The organism is Stenotrophomonas riyadhensis (assembly GCF_040256885.1).
Taxonomy (GTDB): Bacteria; Pseudomonadota; Gammaproteobacteria; order Xanthomonadales; family Xanthomonadaceae; genus Stenotrophomonas; species Stenotrophomonas riyadhensis.
Window position 1 is genome coordinate 683,398 of record NZ_CP155568.1, and the last position, 14,343, is coordinate 697,740.

Here is a 14,343-nt window from a genome sequence, read left to right on the forward strand (position 1 = left end):
GATCCCTTCCGCGCCGCGGGAGGGTTCTGACCCGATGCGGTTGATCTGGTAGTGCCGGCCGCTGGCCGGCAATTCCTTTGAGGGGCCCGAACGAGGTTGCCGGCCAGCGGCCGGCACTACCCCACGGGGTTGAAACCCCTTGCGGCCGTCCCAAGCTACAATGGGTGTTGCCATCGACAGGGCGCCAGGCGCCCTGTTTCGTTTGCGGCGGACGGATCCCAAGGGGGAGGCCGGGCGTCGTGTCCATCCAACCCGGTTCCTTCAATGATCAACAGCCTGCTTACCCGCGTATTTGGCAGTCGTAACGAACGACAGCTGCGCCAGCTCAACCGCATCGTCGCCAAGATCAATGCGCTGGAGCCGGAGATCGAGAAGCTTTCCGACGAGCAGCTTCAGGCCAAGACGCCGGAGTTCAAGCAGCGCATCGCCGACGGTGAAGCCCTGGACAAGGTGCTGCCGGAAGCGTTCGCGGTCTGCCGCGAAGCCGGTCGCCGCGTGCTGGGCATGCGCCACTACGACGTGCAGCTGATCGGTGGCATGGTGCTTCACCTGGGCAAGATCGCAGAAATGCGCACCGGTGAAGGCAAGACCCTGGTGGCGACCCTGCCGGTGTACCTCAACGCGCTGGAAGGCAAGGGCGTGCATGTGGTCACCGTGAACGACTACCTGGCCCGCCGCGACGCCGCGCAGATGGGCAAGCTGTACAACTGGCTGGGCCTGAGCGTGGGCGTGGTGTACCCGGGCATGCCGCACAGCGACAAGCGCGAAGCCTACGCCTCGGACATCACCTACGGCACCAACAACGAATTCGGCTTCGACTACCTGCGCGACAACATGGCGCTGTCCAAGGCCGACCGCTACCAGCGCGGCCTGCACTACGCCATCGTCGACGAAGTCGACTCCATCCTGATCGACGAAGCGCGTACCCCGCTGATCATCTCCGGCCCGGCCGACGACTCCCCGGAGCTGTACATCCGCGTCAACCGTGTCGTACCGAACCTGGTCAAGCAGGAAGCGGAAGACGGCGAAGGCGACTTCTGGGTCGACGAGAAGGGCAAGCAGGTGCACCTGTCCGAAGCGGGCATGGAGCACGCCGAGCAGCTGCTGGTCGAGGCCGGCATCCTCGACGGCGAGACCGAAGGCCTGTACGCGCCGCAGAACCTGACCGTGGTCCACCACCTCAACGCCGCACTGCGCGCGCACGCGATCTACCAGCGTGACGTGGACTACATCGTGCGCGATGGCGAAGTGGTCATCGTCGATGAGTTCACCGGCCGCACCCTGTCCGGCCGCCGCTGGTCCGATGGCCTGCACCAGGCGGTGGAAGCGAAGGAAGGCGTGCCGGTCCAGCGCGAGAACCAGACGCTGGCGAGCATCACCTTCCAGAACCTGTTCCGCATGTACAAGAAGCTGTCCGGCATGACCGGTACGGCCGATACCGAAGCCTTCGAGTTCCAGAGCATCTATGGCCTGGAAGTGGTGGTGATCCCGACCAACCGCCCGACCATCCGCAAGGACAGCCCGGACCAGGTGTTCCTGAACCGCAAGGGCAAGTTCAATGCGGTGCTGGCCGACATCGAGGAGTGCGCCAAACGCGGCCAGCCGGTGCTGGTGGGTACCACCTCGATCGAAACCTCGGAAATGCTGTCCGAGCACCTGCGCAAGGCCGGCGTGAAGCACGAAGTGCTCAACGCCAAGCAGCATGACCGCGAAGCGACCATCGTCGCCAATGCTGGCCGTCCGGCGGCCGTGACCATCGCCACCAACATGGCCGGCCGCGGTACCGACATCGTGCTGGGCGGTTCGCTGGAAGCGGAGATCCACGAGCTGGGCGAGGGCGCGACCGATGAGCAGAAGGCTGCGGTCAAGGCCGAATGGCAGAAGCGCCACGAGGCGGTGAAGGCTGCGGGCGGCCTGCACATCGTCGGTACCGAGCGCCATGAATCGCGTCGTATCGATAACCAGCTGCGTGGCCGTTCCGGCCGCCAGGGTGACCCGGGTTCGTCCCGCTTCTACCTGTCGCTGGAAGACAACCTGATGCGCATCTTCGCCTCCGACTGGGTGCAGAAGGCCATGCGCATGATGGGCATGAAGGAAGACGACGTCATCGAGGACCGCCTGGTCAGCCGCCAGATCGAGAAGGCGCAGCGCAAGGTCGAGGCCCACAACTTCGACATCCGCAAGAACCTGCTGGACTTCGACGACGTCAACAACGATCAGCGCAAGGTGATCTACGCACAGCGCGATGAACTGCTGGACGCCGAGTCGGTGAAGGACAACGTCGACGGCATCCGCGACGACGTGATCTTCGACGTGGTGGCCCGCTTCGTACCGCCGAACTCGATCGACGAGCAGTGGGACCTGCGTGGCCTGGAAGCGACCCTGGAGTCGGACTTCGGCCTGCAGATGTCGCTGACCGACCTGGTCAAGGAACACGAGGAACTGGACGCCGAGGCGATTGCCGCCAAGGTGCAGGAGCGCGTCAACCAGCACTTCGCCGAGAAGGAAGCCGGCGTGGGCGAAGAGACCATGCGCGCGCTGGAGAAGCACGTGATGCTGACCGTGCTGGACCAGAGCTGGAAGGAGCACCTGGCCCGCATGGATTACCTGCGCCAGGGCATCTACCTGCGTGGTTACGCGCAGAAGCAGCCGAAGCAGGAATACAAGAAGGAAGCCTTCGAGCTGTTCTCGGACATGCTGGAGAACGTCAAGCGCGAAGTGGTGACCCTGCTGTCGCGCGTGCGCATCCGCAGTGACGAGGAAGTGCAGGCGCTGGAAGCCGCCGAGCGCCAGCAGGCCGAAGCACGCCTGAGCCAGTCGCAGTTCCAGCACCAGGACGTGGGCGGCTACAGCGCCGACGAGGAAGCCGCGCAGGTGCAGGCTGCCCAGCAGGGCATTACACAGGCGCAGCGCGACGAGCCGAAGATCGGCCGCAACGATCCATGCCCGTGCGGCAGTGGCAAGAAGTACAAGCACTGCCACGGCCAGCTGAGCTGATCCCGACGAGCCCCGCGAAAGCGGGGCTTTTCGTTTGTGGCGGGGCAACCGCACCGGATCCGTGATTGCGCCGGTCGCCCTGTTCTGGGCATGCTTCCCCCATGGCTTCCCCCACCCGATCGATCCACGTTGTAGCGGCCGTCATCACCGATGCCCGTGGCCGCGTGCTGCTCAACCGCCGTACCGAGAACCGCGACATGGCCGGCCTGTGGGAATTCCCCGGCGGCAAGCGCGAATCCGGCGAGACCTCCGAACAGGCGCTGGTGCGCGAGCTGCGCGAGGAGCTGGGCATCGAGGCCGATGTCGGCGAGTGGCTGATGGACGTGCCGCAGCGCTATCCGGACAAGCACCTGACCCTGGAGGTGCGCCACGTGCGCAGCTGGAAGGGCACCCCACGCGGACGTGAGGGGCAGGCGATCACCTGGGTGGCGCCGGACAAGCTGGGCCGCTATTCGATGCCACCGGCCGACCTGCCGGTGGTGGCCGCCCTGCGCCAGCCCGACAGCTACCTGATCACCCCGGCGCCGGCCGATGACGCCGACGGCGTGCAGCATTGGCATGAGCAGCTTCAGCGTGTGGTGGCGGCGGGCCAGCAGCGCATCCAGCTGCGGTTGCCGATGGCGCATCCGCAGCGCCAGGCGATGGTCGAACAGGCCGTGCGCGCGCATCGTCGCAGCGGGGTGCAGTGGTTGCTCAACCGCGATATCGAGCTGGCACGCGCATTGGGCGTGGGGGTGCACCTGGGCAGCGAACAGCTGCTGGAGCTGTCGCAGCGTCCACTGCCCGAAGGCCAGCTGGTGGCCGCGTCCTGCCATGACCTGCAGCAGCTGCAGGCCGCACAGCGGCTGGGCTGCGACTTCGCCGTGCTGGGTCCGGTGCAGGCCACGGCCAGCCATCCCGATGCCGTGCCGCTGGGCTGGGATGCCTTCGCCGAGCTGCGTGCGCAGGTGTCACTACCGATCTACGCGCTGGGTGGCATGGGCAGTGGCCATGTCTCCGAGGCGCGCCGCCATGGCGGACAGGGCATCGCCGCCATCCGCGCGCTGTGGCCGGCGTGATGCAAACAGGGTCGGATCCCCGCAACGCGGGGCTCTGACCCCATCGCTGGAATCGGGGGGCAGAGCCCTTTCCGCAGGAAAGGGATCCGACCCCTGGCGATCACAGTGTGATCCAGAAGCACCCGTATTGCCGTCGCAACCCCAGCACCGTCGAAGCGCGCGACGCGCTGCCGGGCAGGGTCTGCTCCAGGCGCAGGCCGACCGGATGGCGCACGGCCGGGGGCTCAGGGTCGGATCCCTGCGCCGCAGGGCTCTGACCCTCATCCTGAGATTGCGGCAGCACCTGCGAGGGATACACCGGCACCACGTCCACCAGCGGCCGCCGCGCCAACGATTCCAGCTGGCCGAGGATGCGCTGCGCGCCCGCATCGGAAACGGCGCCCCACAGGTACAGCGAGGACAGCCGGTTCACGTCGTTGCTGAGGATGCCAGTACGCAGTGCATCCACCAGTTCGCTCAGCCGCCGTGGGCAGCGTGCCCCGAGGGTGTCGCGCTGCAGGGTATTGCCGGCGGGCGCAGGCGGTGGCAGCCGCGACTGCGCACCCAGGCTGTCGCAGGGACGGTCGGTATACACGCTTTGGCCCTGGGCATCGGTGCAGCGGTTCAGGCGCGTAGCCTGCGCGTGGACATCGCTCGATAGCACGCACAGCGGCAGCAGCAACAGCAGGAAAGAAAGCCGGATCATCCTCGCAGGGTAGCGCCGATCACGCTTGCGCGCCGTGCTTTCAGCCCTGCAGCAGCTTCAGTACCGAGGTGGTCGGCTTGGCCAGGTTCAAGGTGTAGAAGTGCAGGCCGGGGGCGCCGCCCTCGATCAGGCGCTGGCACAGCTTGGCCACCACTTCAGTGCCGAATGCACGCACCGACTCCGCATCATCGCCATAGGCCTGCATCTTGCGGCTGATCCAGCGCGGGATCTCCGCACCGCACTGTTCGGAGAAGCGGCGCAGCTGGCTGAAGTTGGCGATCGGCATGATGCCGGGCGTGATCGGCACCTGCACACCCAGCCGCCGCACTTCGTCGACGAAATGGAAGTACGCGTCCGGGTTGAAGAAGTACTGGGTGATCGCCGCATCGGCACCGGCGTCGATCTTGGCCTTGAAGTGCTTCAGGTCGGCCAGTGCGTCGGAAGCCTGCGGGTGCGTTTCGGGGTACGCGCCCACTTCGATATGGAACGCATCCCCGTGCTCGGCGCGGATGAAGTCGATCAGTTCGGCGGCATAGCGCATGTCACCGGGGAAGCCCATGCCCGATGGCAGATCGCCGCGCAGTGCGACCAGGCGGCGGCAGCCGATGGCGCGGTACAGCTTGAGCAGCTCGCGGATTTCCTGACGGGTGCCACCGACGCAGGACAGGTGCGGTGCGGCATCGAAGCCATGGTGCTGGTTGAGGTGGCGCACGGTCTCGGAGGTGTAGCTCAGGGTCGAGCCACCGGCACCGAAGGTGCACGACACGTACTCGGGGCCGTAGTCCTTCAACCTGGCCGCGGCGCGGTCCAGCTGGCTGCGCTGTTCGTCGGTCTTGGGCGGATAGAACTCGAAGCTGATGGCGGTCATGGCACGGGCGGCAGCGGCGGGTGCGGATCAGTATATCGCTTCATCAAGATGGATGTTGTCAATTTGTGCGGGTGCGCACCGTCCGTCGCCTGCGACCGTTCGCCCCGGCGATCGGCCGCTGCTCCGAAATCGCAACCCGGGTGCCGTGGCCGGCGGCACGCTGTTCCCATCCCGGCAACACCCACCCGACGAAGGAGCAGACGATGAAGATCTTCCTGGCACTCTGGTATGCAATGAAGGCCCTGGCCCGGCTGGCGATGATCGGCATGGCGATGGCCGTGCTCGGTTCCGGCTCGGCGCACGCCGCCAGCGCCAGCGCCCCGGCGGCGGGCAAGGTGCAGGTCGAGGTGGTCGGCAAGGGCCGCCCGCTGCTCATGATCCCCGGTCTCAACAGCAGTGCTGAGGTCTGGCGCGAGACCTGCCTGGCCCTGAAGGATGTGCAGTGCCATCTGGTGCAGCTGCCGGGCTTTGCCGGCGCCGCAGCCGCTGATCCGCGCCCGGCCGAGTTCCTGCCGGCGATGCGCGGGCAACTGCTGGCCTACCTGCATGACCAGCACCTGGGGCCGGTGGTGGTGGTTGGCCACAGCCTCGGTGGCCTGCTGGGCCTGCAGATGGCGCAGGCCGAGCCGAAGGCGGTCAGCGCGCTGGTGGTGGTTGACGCCCTGCCATTCCTGCCGGCCGCGCGTGACCCGAAGGCCACCGCTGACAGCGTGCGGCCGATGGCCGACCAGCTGCGCAAGGGCATGCTGGCCGCCGACGCCGCGCAATGGCAGGCGCAGTTGAAGGCGGGCCTGCCGGGGATGACCCGCGATCCGCAGCGCCAGGCCGAACTGGGCCGCTGGGGCGAAGACAGCGACCGCCAGACCACGGCCGATGCCATGCATGCGGTGATGACCACCGATCTGCGTGACAGCATCGCTTCGATCTCCGCACCGACGCTGGTGCTGGGCAGCTGGGCCGGCTACCAGCCGATGGGTGGCACCGAGGACGGCACCCGGGCGGTATTCCAGTCGCAGTACGCGAAACTGCGGGGCGTGCAGATCGCGATGAGCGCGCAGGGTTTCCACTTCCTGATGTGGGATGATCCGCGCTGGTTGCAGGAACAGGTGCAGCGTTTCCTCGCCGCGCATCCCTGACCGTTGTCCGCCCTCCTGCCATCGCCGAGAGCCCGCATGGACGCCACCACGTCATCCCGCCGCTTCTGGACGCTCAACGCACTGGCATGGGCTGGCTATGCGATGTACGGGCTGTGGGTCGGCACGCGGATCGGCGGCGGTGCGGTGTTCAGTGGCATCGTGTTGATCACCGTCAGCGTCGCGGTCTCACTCTGGTTGTGCAGCGGCGCACTGCGTTCGATTGCACTGCGCCAGCGCTGGTGGGATGCGAGCCTGGCCAGCCTGGTACTGAAGCTGGCCGCCGGTGTGGTGCTCGGGGCCAGCGTCGCTCAGGCGGTAACGGCGGCGCTGCTGCTGCCGGCACTGGCGCTGGGCTGGGTGCAACTGCCTGGCGGCCATGCGGATTACCAGTGGTCTTCGCTGCTGGTGTACTGGATGAACACCGCGTTGTTCCTGCTGATGTGGACCGGCTTGTGGGCGGGCCTGCACGGCCTGCGGCGGGCACGCCACAGCGAGCTGGCCCGCCTGCGCGCCGAGGCCGAACGCAGCGCCCTGGAGCGCGATGCGCTGCGTGCGCGGCTCAACCCGCACTTCATGTTCAATGCGCTGAACAACCTGCGTGCGCTGATCCTGGAAGACCCGGAACGGGCCCGCGACATGGTCACCCGCTTGTCGCGCACGCTGCGCCAGGCGCTGGCGCACAACCGCAGCGAGCAGGTCACGCTGGCCGAGGAACTGGCGGTGGTCGACGACTACCTGGCCATCGAGGCGGTCCACTTCGAGCAGCGCCTGCAGGTGCGGCAGCAGATCGATGCCGATGCCATGCAGGCGCAGCTGCCTGCGATGGCGTTGCAGCTGCTGGTGGAGAACGCGATCAAGCACGGTATCGCCAGCCGCCCGGGCGGCGGCGAGGTGCAGATCCATGCCACGCTGGACAATGACGTGCTGCGCCTGCAGGTGGACAATCCGCTGGCCAGCGTCAGCGAGCCCACCCACGGGCATGGCGTCGGCCTGGCCTACCTGCGTGCGCAGCTCGGTACGCAAGGTCGTTTCACCCTGCAGCCGGTCGGCGACCGCATGCAGGCCCTGCTGGAGATTCCGCAATGAGTGGCGTGCTGCGTGTGTTGATCGTTGATGATGCACGGCTGGCGCGGCAGGAGCTGCGCACGCTGTTGTCGGCGCTGCCGTGGGTGCAGTGCGTGGGCGAGGCCGACGATGTGCCGGCCGCGCGCGAGGCGATCGCCACGCTGGCCCCGGACCTGGTGCTGCTGGATGTGCAGATGCCCTCCGGCAGCGGTTTCGACGTGCTGGACGGCCTGGAGGTGGTGCCGGCCGTGGTCTTCGTTACTGCCTACGACACCTACGCGGTGCGCGCGTTCCAGGCCAATGCGCTGGATTATCTGGTGAAGCCGGTGGAGGCGCCGCGCTTGCTGGAGGCGCTGGAGCGGGCGCGCCAGCGCGAAGTGGTGACGGCCGAAACGCCGGAGTCGCGCGCCACGCTGGGTGCGCAGGACCAGGTGTTCGTGCGCGAGGGCGAACGCTGCTGGTTCGTGGCGGTCTCCGAGATCCGCCGGCTGGTGGTGGATGGCAACTACACGCGGCTGTGGTTCCGCGACCAGAACGCCCTGCTGACCCGCAGCCTGAGCGCGCTGGAAGCACGCCTGCCGCCGGATCTGTTCTTCCGGGCCAACCGCAATACGCTGGTCAACCTGCGCCGCATCCGTGGCGTGACGCCCAGCATCGCTGATGGTTATGACCTGGCGCTGGATGACGGCAGCGAGGTGGAGGTGTCGCGCCGGCAGGCGCGTGAACTGCGTGAACGGATGGCGTTGTAGCTGCCGCTACAGCTCGGCACTGACGGGGCTGGTGAGGAAGCCCCACAACAACCGCGCCATCACGGCGGGCGAACGTGCCTGCTTGCGCGCATAGGCCAGCAGCGCATCCAGCCGCGGGCGGTCGTAGAGATGGCCGGCCAGCAGCACCGCGTGCACGCGGCGGGTACTGGCGGTGTCGTGCAGCGGATTGCCATCGAGCAGCACCAGATCGGCCACCTTGCCGACCTCGACGCTGCCATGCGATGCCTGCAGGTCCAGATGGCGCGCGGCCTGCAGCGTGGCTGCGCGCAGCACGTCGGCCTGGCTCAGGCCGGCCTGCCGCAGCCATTGCAGTTCATCGTGGTAGCGGAAGCCGCCCAGCCCGGTATCGGTGCCGACCAGCACGGTGACGCCCGCATGATGCGCGGCGCCGGTCAGCGCCAGCCCGTGCTCGAAGTAGGCCTTCAGTGCGTCTTCGCCGCGCAGGCCGGGGTGGCGCGCCACGGTGGCCTGCAGGTCATCACGCCACGCCCAGCGTGAAAGCGGATCGAGATAGGCCAGGCGCGGATCGTTGATGAAGGCGGGGTCGCGCGCACGCGCATCCTCTTCGCGGGTGACATGGGTGGGTACGAATGCGGCACCGCTGGCCTGCATCACACCGAACGCCTCGTTGCAGAGCGCGGGCTGGTAGCCGCCGACCATGCGTTCGGCCAGCGCGGTTGGATCCTCGCTGTCGAGCGTGCCACCGCGCCACGCCGCCGCGTTGTCGAAGCAGTGGCGTACGAACAGATGGGCATGCTCGAAGCTGCGCTGGCCTGCCTGCAGTGCGCCCTCCAGCGGCACCGCTTTGGGCAGGTGGCCGACCAGCGGGCGACGCAGCTGCTGCGCCTCGGTGGCCAGCCGCTGATAGGTATCCGCACGCAGCCGGTTGTAGACCTTCAACGCGTTGACGCCGCGCGCGCTGTACGTGCGTGCACGCTCGGCGGCGGCCTCCGGCGCAAGTGACGGATCTTCAAAGTAGAAGCTTGCGACCTGCACGAAGCGCGGCGCAACCTGCTGCCCGGCCATGGCCTGTGCGGTCCAGCGGCGCTTGTCGGCCACGCAGGCGATCAACGGATCGGTAGCCTGGGGGCAGTCCATCATGTCGCGGGTGCCGGTGATGCCGTTGGCCAGCATCAGCGGGAACTGCAGCTGCGGCGACAGCTGCAGCGCATGGGTATGCATGTCCCAGAAACCGGGCAGCAGCCACCGGCCACCGGCATCGAACACCGGCAGCGTGGCGTCCCGTGGAGCTTCACCGATGGCGGCGATCGTGCCGTTGCGCACTGTCACTGTGGTGGGTTCACTGACCTGGCCCCGCGCGACGTCCACCACCCGCGCATTGACGATCACGCGGCTGTTGCCCGGCTCGGGCAACGGCGGTGCCGACAGCGGCCAGAGCAGGGCGGCGGTGAACAGCACTGGCGGCGCCAGCAGGAGAATGGCCAGTACGATCGGCCATCGCCGACGGCGGGCGGAACGGGGCAACGCGCGTGCTGCATCCATGAGCCGGCGATCCTTGCGATGGGTCGCCCGCAGGGTGCGGCAAGATGGACGCGGATGCCAGTGACCATCGGCATCCCGCACGCCGTACCGCCGGGGCGGTTACCCTGTGCAGCGGATTCCCAGATTGCGCCGCGCCATGTCCATCGTCCTCACCGATTTCGCCCGTCCCCGCCTGTTCCCGCGTGTGCCGCGCGGCAACACCATCCAGGACTGTACTGCCGAGCAGTTCGAGGCACACCTCAATGCGCACGCGCCGCTGAAGGTGCTCGACGGCTACGCGCCGTTCTGCAAACTGTTCGTCTACGAGAACTGGACCAGCACGCGCTGCCTGACGGTGCCGGTCACCGAGGCCAACCGCCACCAGCTGCGCAGCGGATACGAAGCGCGCAACCGCGAGGAACTGCCGGTACTGGTGCGCTGGTTCGAGGGCGTGGAGTCGCCGCGCGCGAACTATCTGGTGGTGATCCTGTACAGCGCCGGGCAGCTGGCGAAGGAGGGTTCACCGATCGAGGCCGACTGGGGCATCGTCGGCTGTATCTACACCGCCGAACCCGAAGAAGTACCGATGGCGCCGATCACCATGATGCGCAATGCACTGGGCGTGGAGGAGGGGGGTTCCGGTGTGCCGCTGGATCGCGAGGCTTACCAGCGCTCCGTCGCGTTCTGGGAGAACAACGCCAACTGGCGGCCGTGAGCCGGCCCGGGTCGGATCCCCGCAGCGCGGGGCTCTGACCCGATTGTTTGAACCAGGCCCTGGGCGCCCACTATGCTTGGACCAGGCCAACCCAGCAGGGACGGGGCATGGATATCTGGGCAAGGATGATTCCGGTGTTGCTGGTTGGCGTGTTGCCTTGCGCCACGGCGCTGGCGGCCAAGCCCGCTGCTGACATGGCGTGCGCGCCATTGGCGGCCCTGCCCGGGCTGCGCGATGCCGGGGTGACCGCGCTGTCGATGCAGCCCAGCGACGGTCGTTGCATGGTCGAGGTGACGGCGGCCAATGGCAAGGCGTTGCTTCGGCAGCAGCAGATGCTGGAGGTGCTCATGCAACACGCCTGCGCGGCGCCCGCGGAGGTGACCATCGACGACGCGCAGCTATCCCTGCAATTGCGCCTGCCGAAGCACTGCGCGGCGCGCAGCAGCCGGGATCTGTTCGCGGGCGGCGGTGTTTCGTGGGCACCGGCGCGCGGCGTGTCGCCGCGCTATCCACCGGAGGCCATGCAACAGGGACTTTCCGGGCGCAGCCTGCTCAAGGCATTGATTGACGCGCAGGGGACGATTGCAGCCGTGATCGTGGAGACGTCCAGTGGCCACGCGTTGCTGGATGAGGCAGCGGTGGAAGAACTGCGCCGCTGGCCTTTCATCCGCACCGATGCGGCGGGCTCGGCACCGGAGCTGACCATCGTGCGTGTACCCATGCGGTACGAGTGGGTGGAGTGACCGCCATCCACGCGTGGCGGCGGACGCGTCAGGCGGGGTTCCACTCCCACCATGGGTAGTGGTACTCGCGGTCGATGGCCTGCCAATGCTGGCCGCACTGGGTGCAGGCAACGGTGTGGCAGTCGCCCCAGCTGCCCTCGGCCTCTTCCACCGCGAGCAGCTGCATCTGTCCTTGTTCGATCAGGCGACGGGGATCGAAGAACGGGTAGCCGGGATTGAGCGCGCACAGGCAACCCTCGCGTGCCTGCCAGTAGCGCAGCCGTTGCAGGGCCGCCTTGAGGTGCGCCTGGTTGCTGATCAGCATGCCGCCAAGGGCGATGCCTTGGCAGCTGCGTTCGATCGTATCCACATGCGCCACCAGCGCGTCCAACGATGAGGCGCTGAACAGCCGAGCGACCGTACGCGTGGCATCGGCGATGCGCGCTGCGTCGCGCGACAGCAGGTCCTGCAGCAGCACATCGGCCTGTGCATCGTCGAGCCGGGGTATCGGCGCTGCAGACCAGGGCCAGCGCATCAGCGGGCCTTGCCGATGGCGGCGTAGTGGCCGGCCGTCAATCGCAGCAGGTCGGTCGGCGCCAGTTCCACCTCGAGGCCGCGGCGCCCGGCGCTGACATGCAGTGCGGGCAATGCCTGCGCGCTGGCGTCCAGGAACGTGCGCAGGCGCTTCTTCTGCCCCAGTGGGCTGATGCCGCCGACCAGGTAACCGGTCGCGCGCTGTGCAGCGTCAGCGGCGGCCATCTCGCACTTCTTGCAGCCGGCCGCTTCGGCCAGCGCCTTCAGGTCCAGCTGGCCGGCCACCGGCACGATCGCGACCAGCAGTTCGTGGGTCTCGGTGCTGGCCAGCAGGGTCTTGAACACCTGGGCCGGGTCGAGGCCGAGCTTGTCGACGGCTTCGCCGCCATAGGATTCGGCGTGAGCATCGTGCACGTAGCTGCGCACGGTATGGGCGATCTTCTCGCGCTTGAGCAGGTTGATGGCCGGAGTCATGTAGGCATCGTAGCGCGGCACGGCGGCGTTGCCTTGACCGAGGCTATTGCGGGTGGATGCGCGGTGCATGGCCACGCGCAAACGCAGAACGGGCGCCCGAAGGCGCCCGTTCTTTCTGCTTCCATTGCTGGGGTCAGAGCCCTTTCCTGCGGAAAGGGATCCGACCCCCCGCAGGCATCAGTAGCGGTAGTGGTCCGGCTTGAACGGGCCTTCCACCGGCACGCCGATGTAGTCGGCCTGTTCCTGGCTCAGGGTGGTCAGCTTCACGCCGATCTTTTCCAGGTGCAGGCGGGCCACTTCTTCGTCCAGCTTCTTCGGCAGCAGGTAGACCTTCTTCTCGTAGCTGTCCTTGTTCGCCCACAGGTCGATCTGTGCCAAGGTCTGGTTGGCGAAGCTGTTGGACATCACGAAGCTCGGGTGGCCGGTGGCGCAGCCCAGGTTCACCAGGCGGCCTTCGGCCAGCAGGAAGATCGCGTTGCCGTTCGGGAAGATGTACTTGTCCACCTGCGGCTTGATGTTGACGTGCTTGATGCCGGCGAACGACACCAGCGCATCGACCTGGATCTCGTTGTCGAAGTGGCCGATGTTGCAGACGATGGCCTGGTCCTTCATCGCGCTCAGGTGCTCGATGCGGATGATGTCCTTGTTGCCGGTGGTGGTAACGTACAGGTCGGCACGGCCCAGGGTCGATTCGATGGTGTTGACTTCATAGCCTTCCATCGCCGCCTGCAGGGCGCAGATCGGGTCGATCTCGGTGACGATCACGCGCGCGCCGTAGGCACGCAGCGAGGCCGCGCAGCCCTTGCCGACGTCGCCGTAGCCGCAGACCACGGCCACCTTGCCGGCCAGCATCACGTCCATCGCGCGCTTCAGGCCATCGGCCAGCGACTCGCGGCAGCCGTACAGGTTGTCGAACTTGCTCTTGGTGACCGAATCGTTGACGTTGATCGCCGGGATCAGCAGGGTGCCGGCCTGGGCGAGCTGGTACAGGCGGTGCACGCCGGTGGTGGTCTCTTCAGAGACGCCCTTCCAGTCCTTGACCACGCGGCCCCAGTAACCCGGGCGCTCCTTGGCGACGCGCTTGAGCAGGTTCTTGATGACCTGCTCTTCGTGCGATGCAGCCGGCTCGTCAACCCAGGTGCTGCCGTTCTCGAGCTCGTAGCCCTTGTGGATCAGCAGGGTCACGTCACCGCCGTCGTCGACCACCAGCTCCGGGCCGGTCAGGGTGCCGTCGGCCAGGGTGAAGGTCAGCGCGTCCAGGGTGCAGTCCCAGTACTCTTCCAGGGTCTCGCCCTTCCAGGCGAACACCGGGGTGCCGGTGGCGGCGATGGCGGCAGCGGCGTGGTCCTGGGTCGAGAAGATGTTGCACGAGGCCCAGCGCACGTCGGCGCCGATGTCCTTCAGGGTCTCGATCAGCACGGCGGTCTGGATGGTCATGTGCAGCGAGCCGGTCACGCGCACGCCCTTCAGCGGCAGCTCGGCCTGGTACTTGCGGCGGATCGACATCAGGCCCGGCATTTCGTGCTCGGCGATGTCCAGTTCCTTGCGGCCCCAGTCGGCCAGCGTGATGTCGCGGATCTTGTAATCACCTTCGGTGGAGAAGGTCTTGGCAACAGCGTTCATTCGTGTGCTCCGGTTGTGGGCGAGCGGGTGCTCGCATCTAGCCGGGCGCCGTTGTTACAAAGCCACCTTACCGAGCCTGGCCGGGCCTCATGGGATCCGGTCGCAGCGCCCCTCGGCAGGGGAGAACCCCCATTATATCGCGGCCCCGGCATGACATCCGGATGACCCAACCATCGGCAGATGGGGCGGCGTGCACGGCCTGTTAAGGTCGGTG

The 14,343-nt window shown here is 67.3% G+C and carries 13 protein-coding genes and 1 riboswitch; of the genes, 7 read left to right on the forward strand and 6 right to left on the reverse strand.

Translation table 11 applies throughout. The features are described 5' to 3' along the window. The first annotated feature begins 264 nt into the window (after positions 1-264). Complete coding sequence (gene secA / locus SriyCCGPB3_RS03110) at positions 265-2,997, forward strand: preprotein translocase subunit SecA (protein ID WP_350259865.1); 2,733 nt, start codon at positions 265-267, stop codon at positions 2,995-2,997. Positions 2,998-3,098: 101 nt separating this feature from the next. Beyond that, entirely contained in the window at positions 3,099-4,055 is a 957-nt protein-coding gene (locus tag SriyCCGPB3_RS03115; RefSeq protein WP_350259866.1) for a Nudix family hydrolase, read from the forward strand. A gap of 100 nt (positions 4,056-4,155) precedes the next feature. Here SriyCCGPB3_RS03115 and SriyCCGPB3_RS03120 read toward each other — a convergent pair whose 3' ends face one another. Then, positions 4,156-4,740: a DUF4124 domain-containing protein gene (locus SriyCCGPB3_RS03120; RefSeq protein WP_110711055.1), complete on the reverse strand. Its 585-nt coding sequence runs from the start codon at positions 4,738-4,740 to the stop codon at positions 4,156-4,158. 40 nt (positions 4,741-4,780) lie between these two features. Beyond that, positions 4,781-5,608 (reverse strand): methylenetetrahydrofolate reductase [NAD(P)H], encoded by an 828-nt coding sequence (gene metF, locus SriyCCGPB3_RS03125; protein ID WP_049399801.1) that lies wholly within the window; start codon positions 5,606-5,608, stop codon positions 4,781-4,783. 203 nt (positions 5,609-5,811) lie between these two features. Here metF and SriyCCGPB3_RS03130 point away from each other — a divergent pair, with 203 nt between their 5' ends. The 3 genes from SriyCCGPB3_RS03130 to SriyCCGPB3_RS03140 are packed head-to-tail and all read left to right on the forward strand — an operon-like array spanning position 5,812 to position 8,558. Beyond that, positions 5,812-6,744 carry an alpha/beta fold hydrolase gene (locus SriyCCGPB3_RS03130; protein ID WP_350259867.1) on the forward strand — a complete coding sequence of 311 codons (933 nt, stop codon included), beginning with the start codon at positions 5,812-5,814 and terminating at the stop codon, positions 6,742-6,744. 36 nt (positions 6,745-6,780) lie between these two features. Continuing rightward, positions 6,781-7,830: a sensor histidine kinase gene (locus tag SriyCCGPB3_RS03135; RefSeq protein ID WP_153856300.1), complete on the forward strand. Its 1,050-nt coding sequence runs from the start codon at positions 6,781-6,783 to the stop codon at positions 7,828-7,830. After that, a complete protein-coding gene (locus tag SriyCCGPB3_RS03140; protein ID WP_350259868.1) occupies positions 7,827-8,558 on the forward strand; it encodes a LytR/AlgR family response regulator transcription factor in 732 nt (243 codons plus the stop codon). Before SriyCCGPB3_RS03135 ends, SriyCCGPB3_RS03140 begins: the two co-directional genes overlap by 4 nt. A 6-nt stretch (positions 8,559-8,564) precedes the next feature. Here SriyCCGPB3_RS03140 and SriyCCGPB3_RS03145 read toward each other — a convergent pair whose 3' ends face one another. Further along, the gene (locus tag SriyCCGPB3_RS03145) at positions 8,565-10,082 is read right to left on the reverse strand and encodes an amidohydrolase family protein (protein ID WP_110711058.1); all 1,518 of its coding nucleotides are present in this window, start codon (positions 10,080-10,082) and stop codon (positions 8,565-8,567) included. A gap of 136 nt (positions 10,083-10,218) precedes the next feature. Between SriyCCGPB3_RS03145 and SriyCCGPB3_RS03150 the strand changes: the two genes are divergently transcribed. Both SriyCCGPB3_RS03150 and SriyCCGPB3_RS03155 read left to right on the forward strand, forming a co-directional pair. Beyond that, positions 10,219-10,776 carry a DUF3228 family protein gene (locus tag SriyCCGPB3_RS03150; RefSeq protein WP_049425078.1) on the forward strand — a complete coding sequence of 186 codons (558 nt, stop codon included), beginning with the start codon at positions 10,219-10,221 and terminating at the stop codon, positions 10,774-10,776. Positions 10,777-10,883: 107 nt separating this feature from the next. Then, positions 10,884-11,519, forward strand: coding sequence for an energy transducer TonB (locus SriyCCGPB3_RS03155; protein ID WP_110711059.1), 636 nt, complete (start codon positions 10,884-10,886; stop codon positions 11,517-11,519). Between the two features lie 28 nt (positions 11,520-11,547). Here SriyCCGPB3_RS03155 and SriyCCGPB3_RS03160 read toward each other — a convergent pair whose 3' ends face one another. The 3 genes from SriyCCGPB3_RS03160 to ahcY all read right to left on the reverse strand — a co-directional run bounded on the left by SriyCCGPB3_RS03160 (position 11,548) and on the right by ahcY (position 14,129). Next, positions 11,548-12,033 carry a hypothetical protein gene (locus SriyCCGPB3_RS03160; protein ID WP_110711060.1) on the reverse strand — a complete coding sequence of 162 codons (486 nt, stop codon included), beginning with the start codon at positions 12,031-12,033 and terminating at the stop codon, positions 11,548-11,550. Next, the gene (gene ybaK, locus SriyCCGPB3_RS03165) at positions 12,033-12,506 is read right to left on the reverse strand and encodes a Cys-tRNA(Pro) deacylase (RefSeq protein ID WP_110714254.1); all 474 of its coding nucleotides are present in this window, start codon (positions 12,504-12,506) and stop codon (positions 12,033-12,035) included. Before ybaK ends, SriyCCGPB3_RS03160 begins: the two co-directional genes overlap by 1 nt. Before the next feature lie 177 nt (positions 12,507-12,683). Beyond that, positions 12,684-14,129, reverse strand: coding sequence for an adenosylhomocysteinase (gene ahcY, locus SriyCCGPB3_RS03170; protein ID WP_164161608.1), 1,446 nt, complete (start codon positions 14,127-14,129; stop codon positions 12,684-12,686). 36 nt (positions 14,130-14,165) lie between these two features. Further along, positions 14,166-14,249, reverse strand: a riboswitch (S-adenosyl-L-homocysteine riboswitch). Positions 14,250-14,343: the final 94 nt, after the last annotated feature.

Excerpts from the sequence above, each read along its gene's own strand:
- ybaK (WP_110714254.1), bottom strand. The coding sequence starts at position 12,506 with ATGACTCCGGCCATCAACCTGCTCAAGCGCGAGAAGATCGCCCATACC.
- metF (WP_049399801.1), bottom strand. The coding sequence starts at position 5,608 with ATGACCGCCATCAGCTTCGAGTTCTATCCGCCCAAGACCGACGAACAG.
- ahcY (WP_164161608.1), bottom strand. The coding sequence starts at position 14,129 with ATGAACGCTGTTGCCAAGACCTTCTCCACCGAAGGTGATTACAAGATC.
- SriyCCGPB3_RS03150 (WP_049425078.1), top strand. The coding sequence starts at position 10,219 with ATGTCCATCGTCCTCACCGATTTCGCCCGTCCCCGCCTGTTCCCGCGT.
- SriyCCGPB3_RS03135 (WP_153856300.1), top strand. The coding sequence starts at position 6,781 with ATGGACGCCACCACGTCATCCCGCCGCTTCTGGACGCTCAACGCACTG.
- SriyCCGPB3_RS03140 (WP_350259868.1), top strand. The coding sequence starts at position 7,827 with ATGAGTGGCGTGCTGCGTGTGTTGATCGTTGATGATGCACGGCTGGCG.
- SriyCCGPB3_RS03115 (WP_350259866.1), top strand. The coding sequence starts at position 3,099 with ATGGCTTCCCCCACCCGATCGATCCACGTTGTAGCGGCCGTCATCACC.
- secA (WP_350259865.1), top strand. The coding sequence starts at position 265 with ATGATCAACAGCCTGCTTACCCGCGTATTTGGCAGTCGTAACGAACGA.
- SriyCCGPB3_RS03160 (WP_110711060.1), bottom strand. The coding sequence starts at position 12,033 with ATGCGCTGGCCCTGGTCTGCAGCGCCGATACCCCGGCTCGACGATGCA.
- SriyCCGPB3_RS03145 (WP_110711058.1), bottom strand. The coding sequence starts at position 10,082 with ATGGATGCAGCACGCGCGTTGCCCCGTTCCGCCCGCCGTCGGCGATGG.
- SriyCCGPB3_RS03155 (WP_110711059.1), top strand. The coding sequence starts at position 10,884 with ATGGATATCTGGGCAAGGATGATTCCGGTGTTGCTGGTTGGCGTGTTG.
- SriyCCGPB3_RS03130 (WP_350259867.1), top strand. The coding sequence starts at position 5,812 with ATGAAGATCTTCCTGGCACTCTGGTATGCAATGAAGGCCCTGGCCCGG.
- SriyCCGPB3_RS03120 (WP_110711055.1), bottom strand. The coding sequence starts at position 4,740 with ATGATCCGGCTTTCTTTCCTGCTGTTGCTGCTGCCGCTGTGCGTGCTA.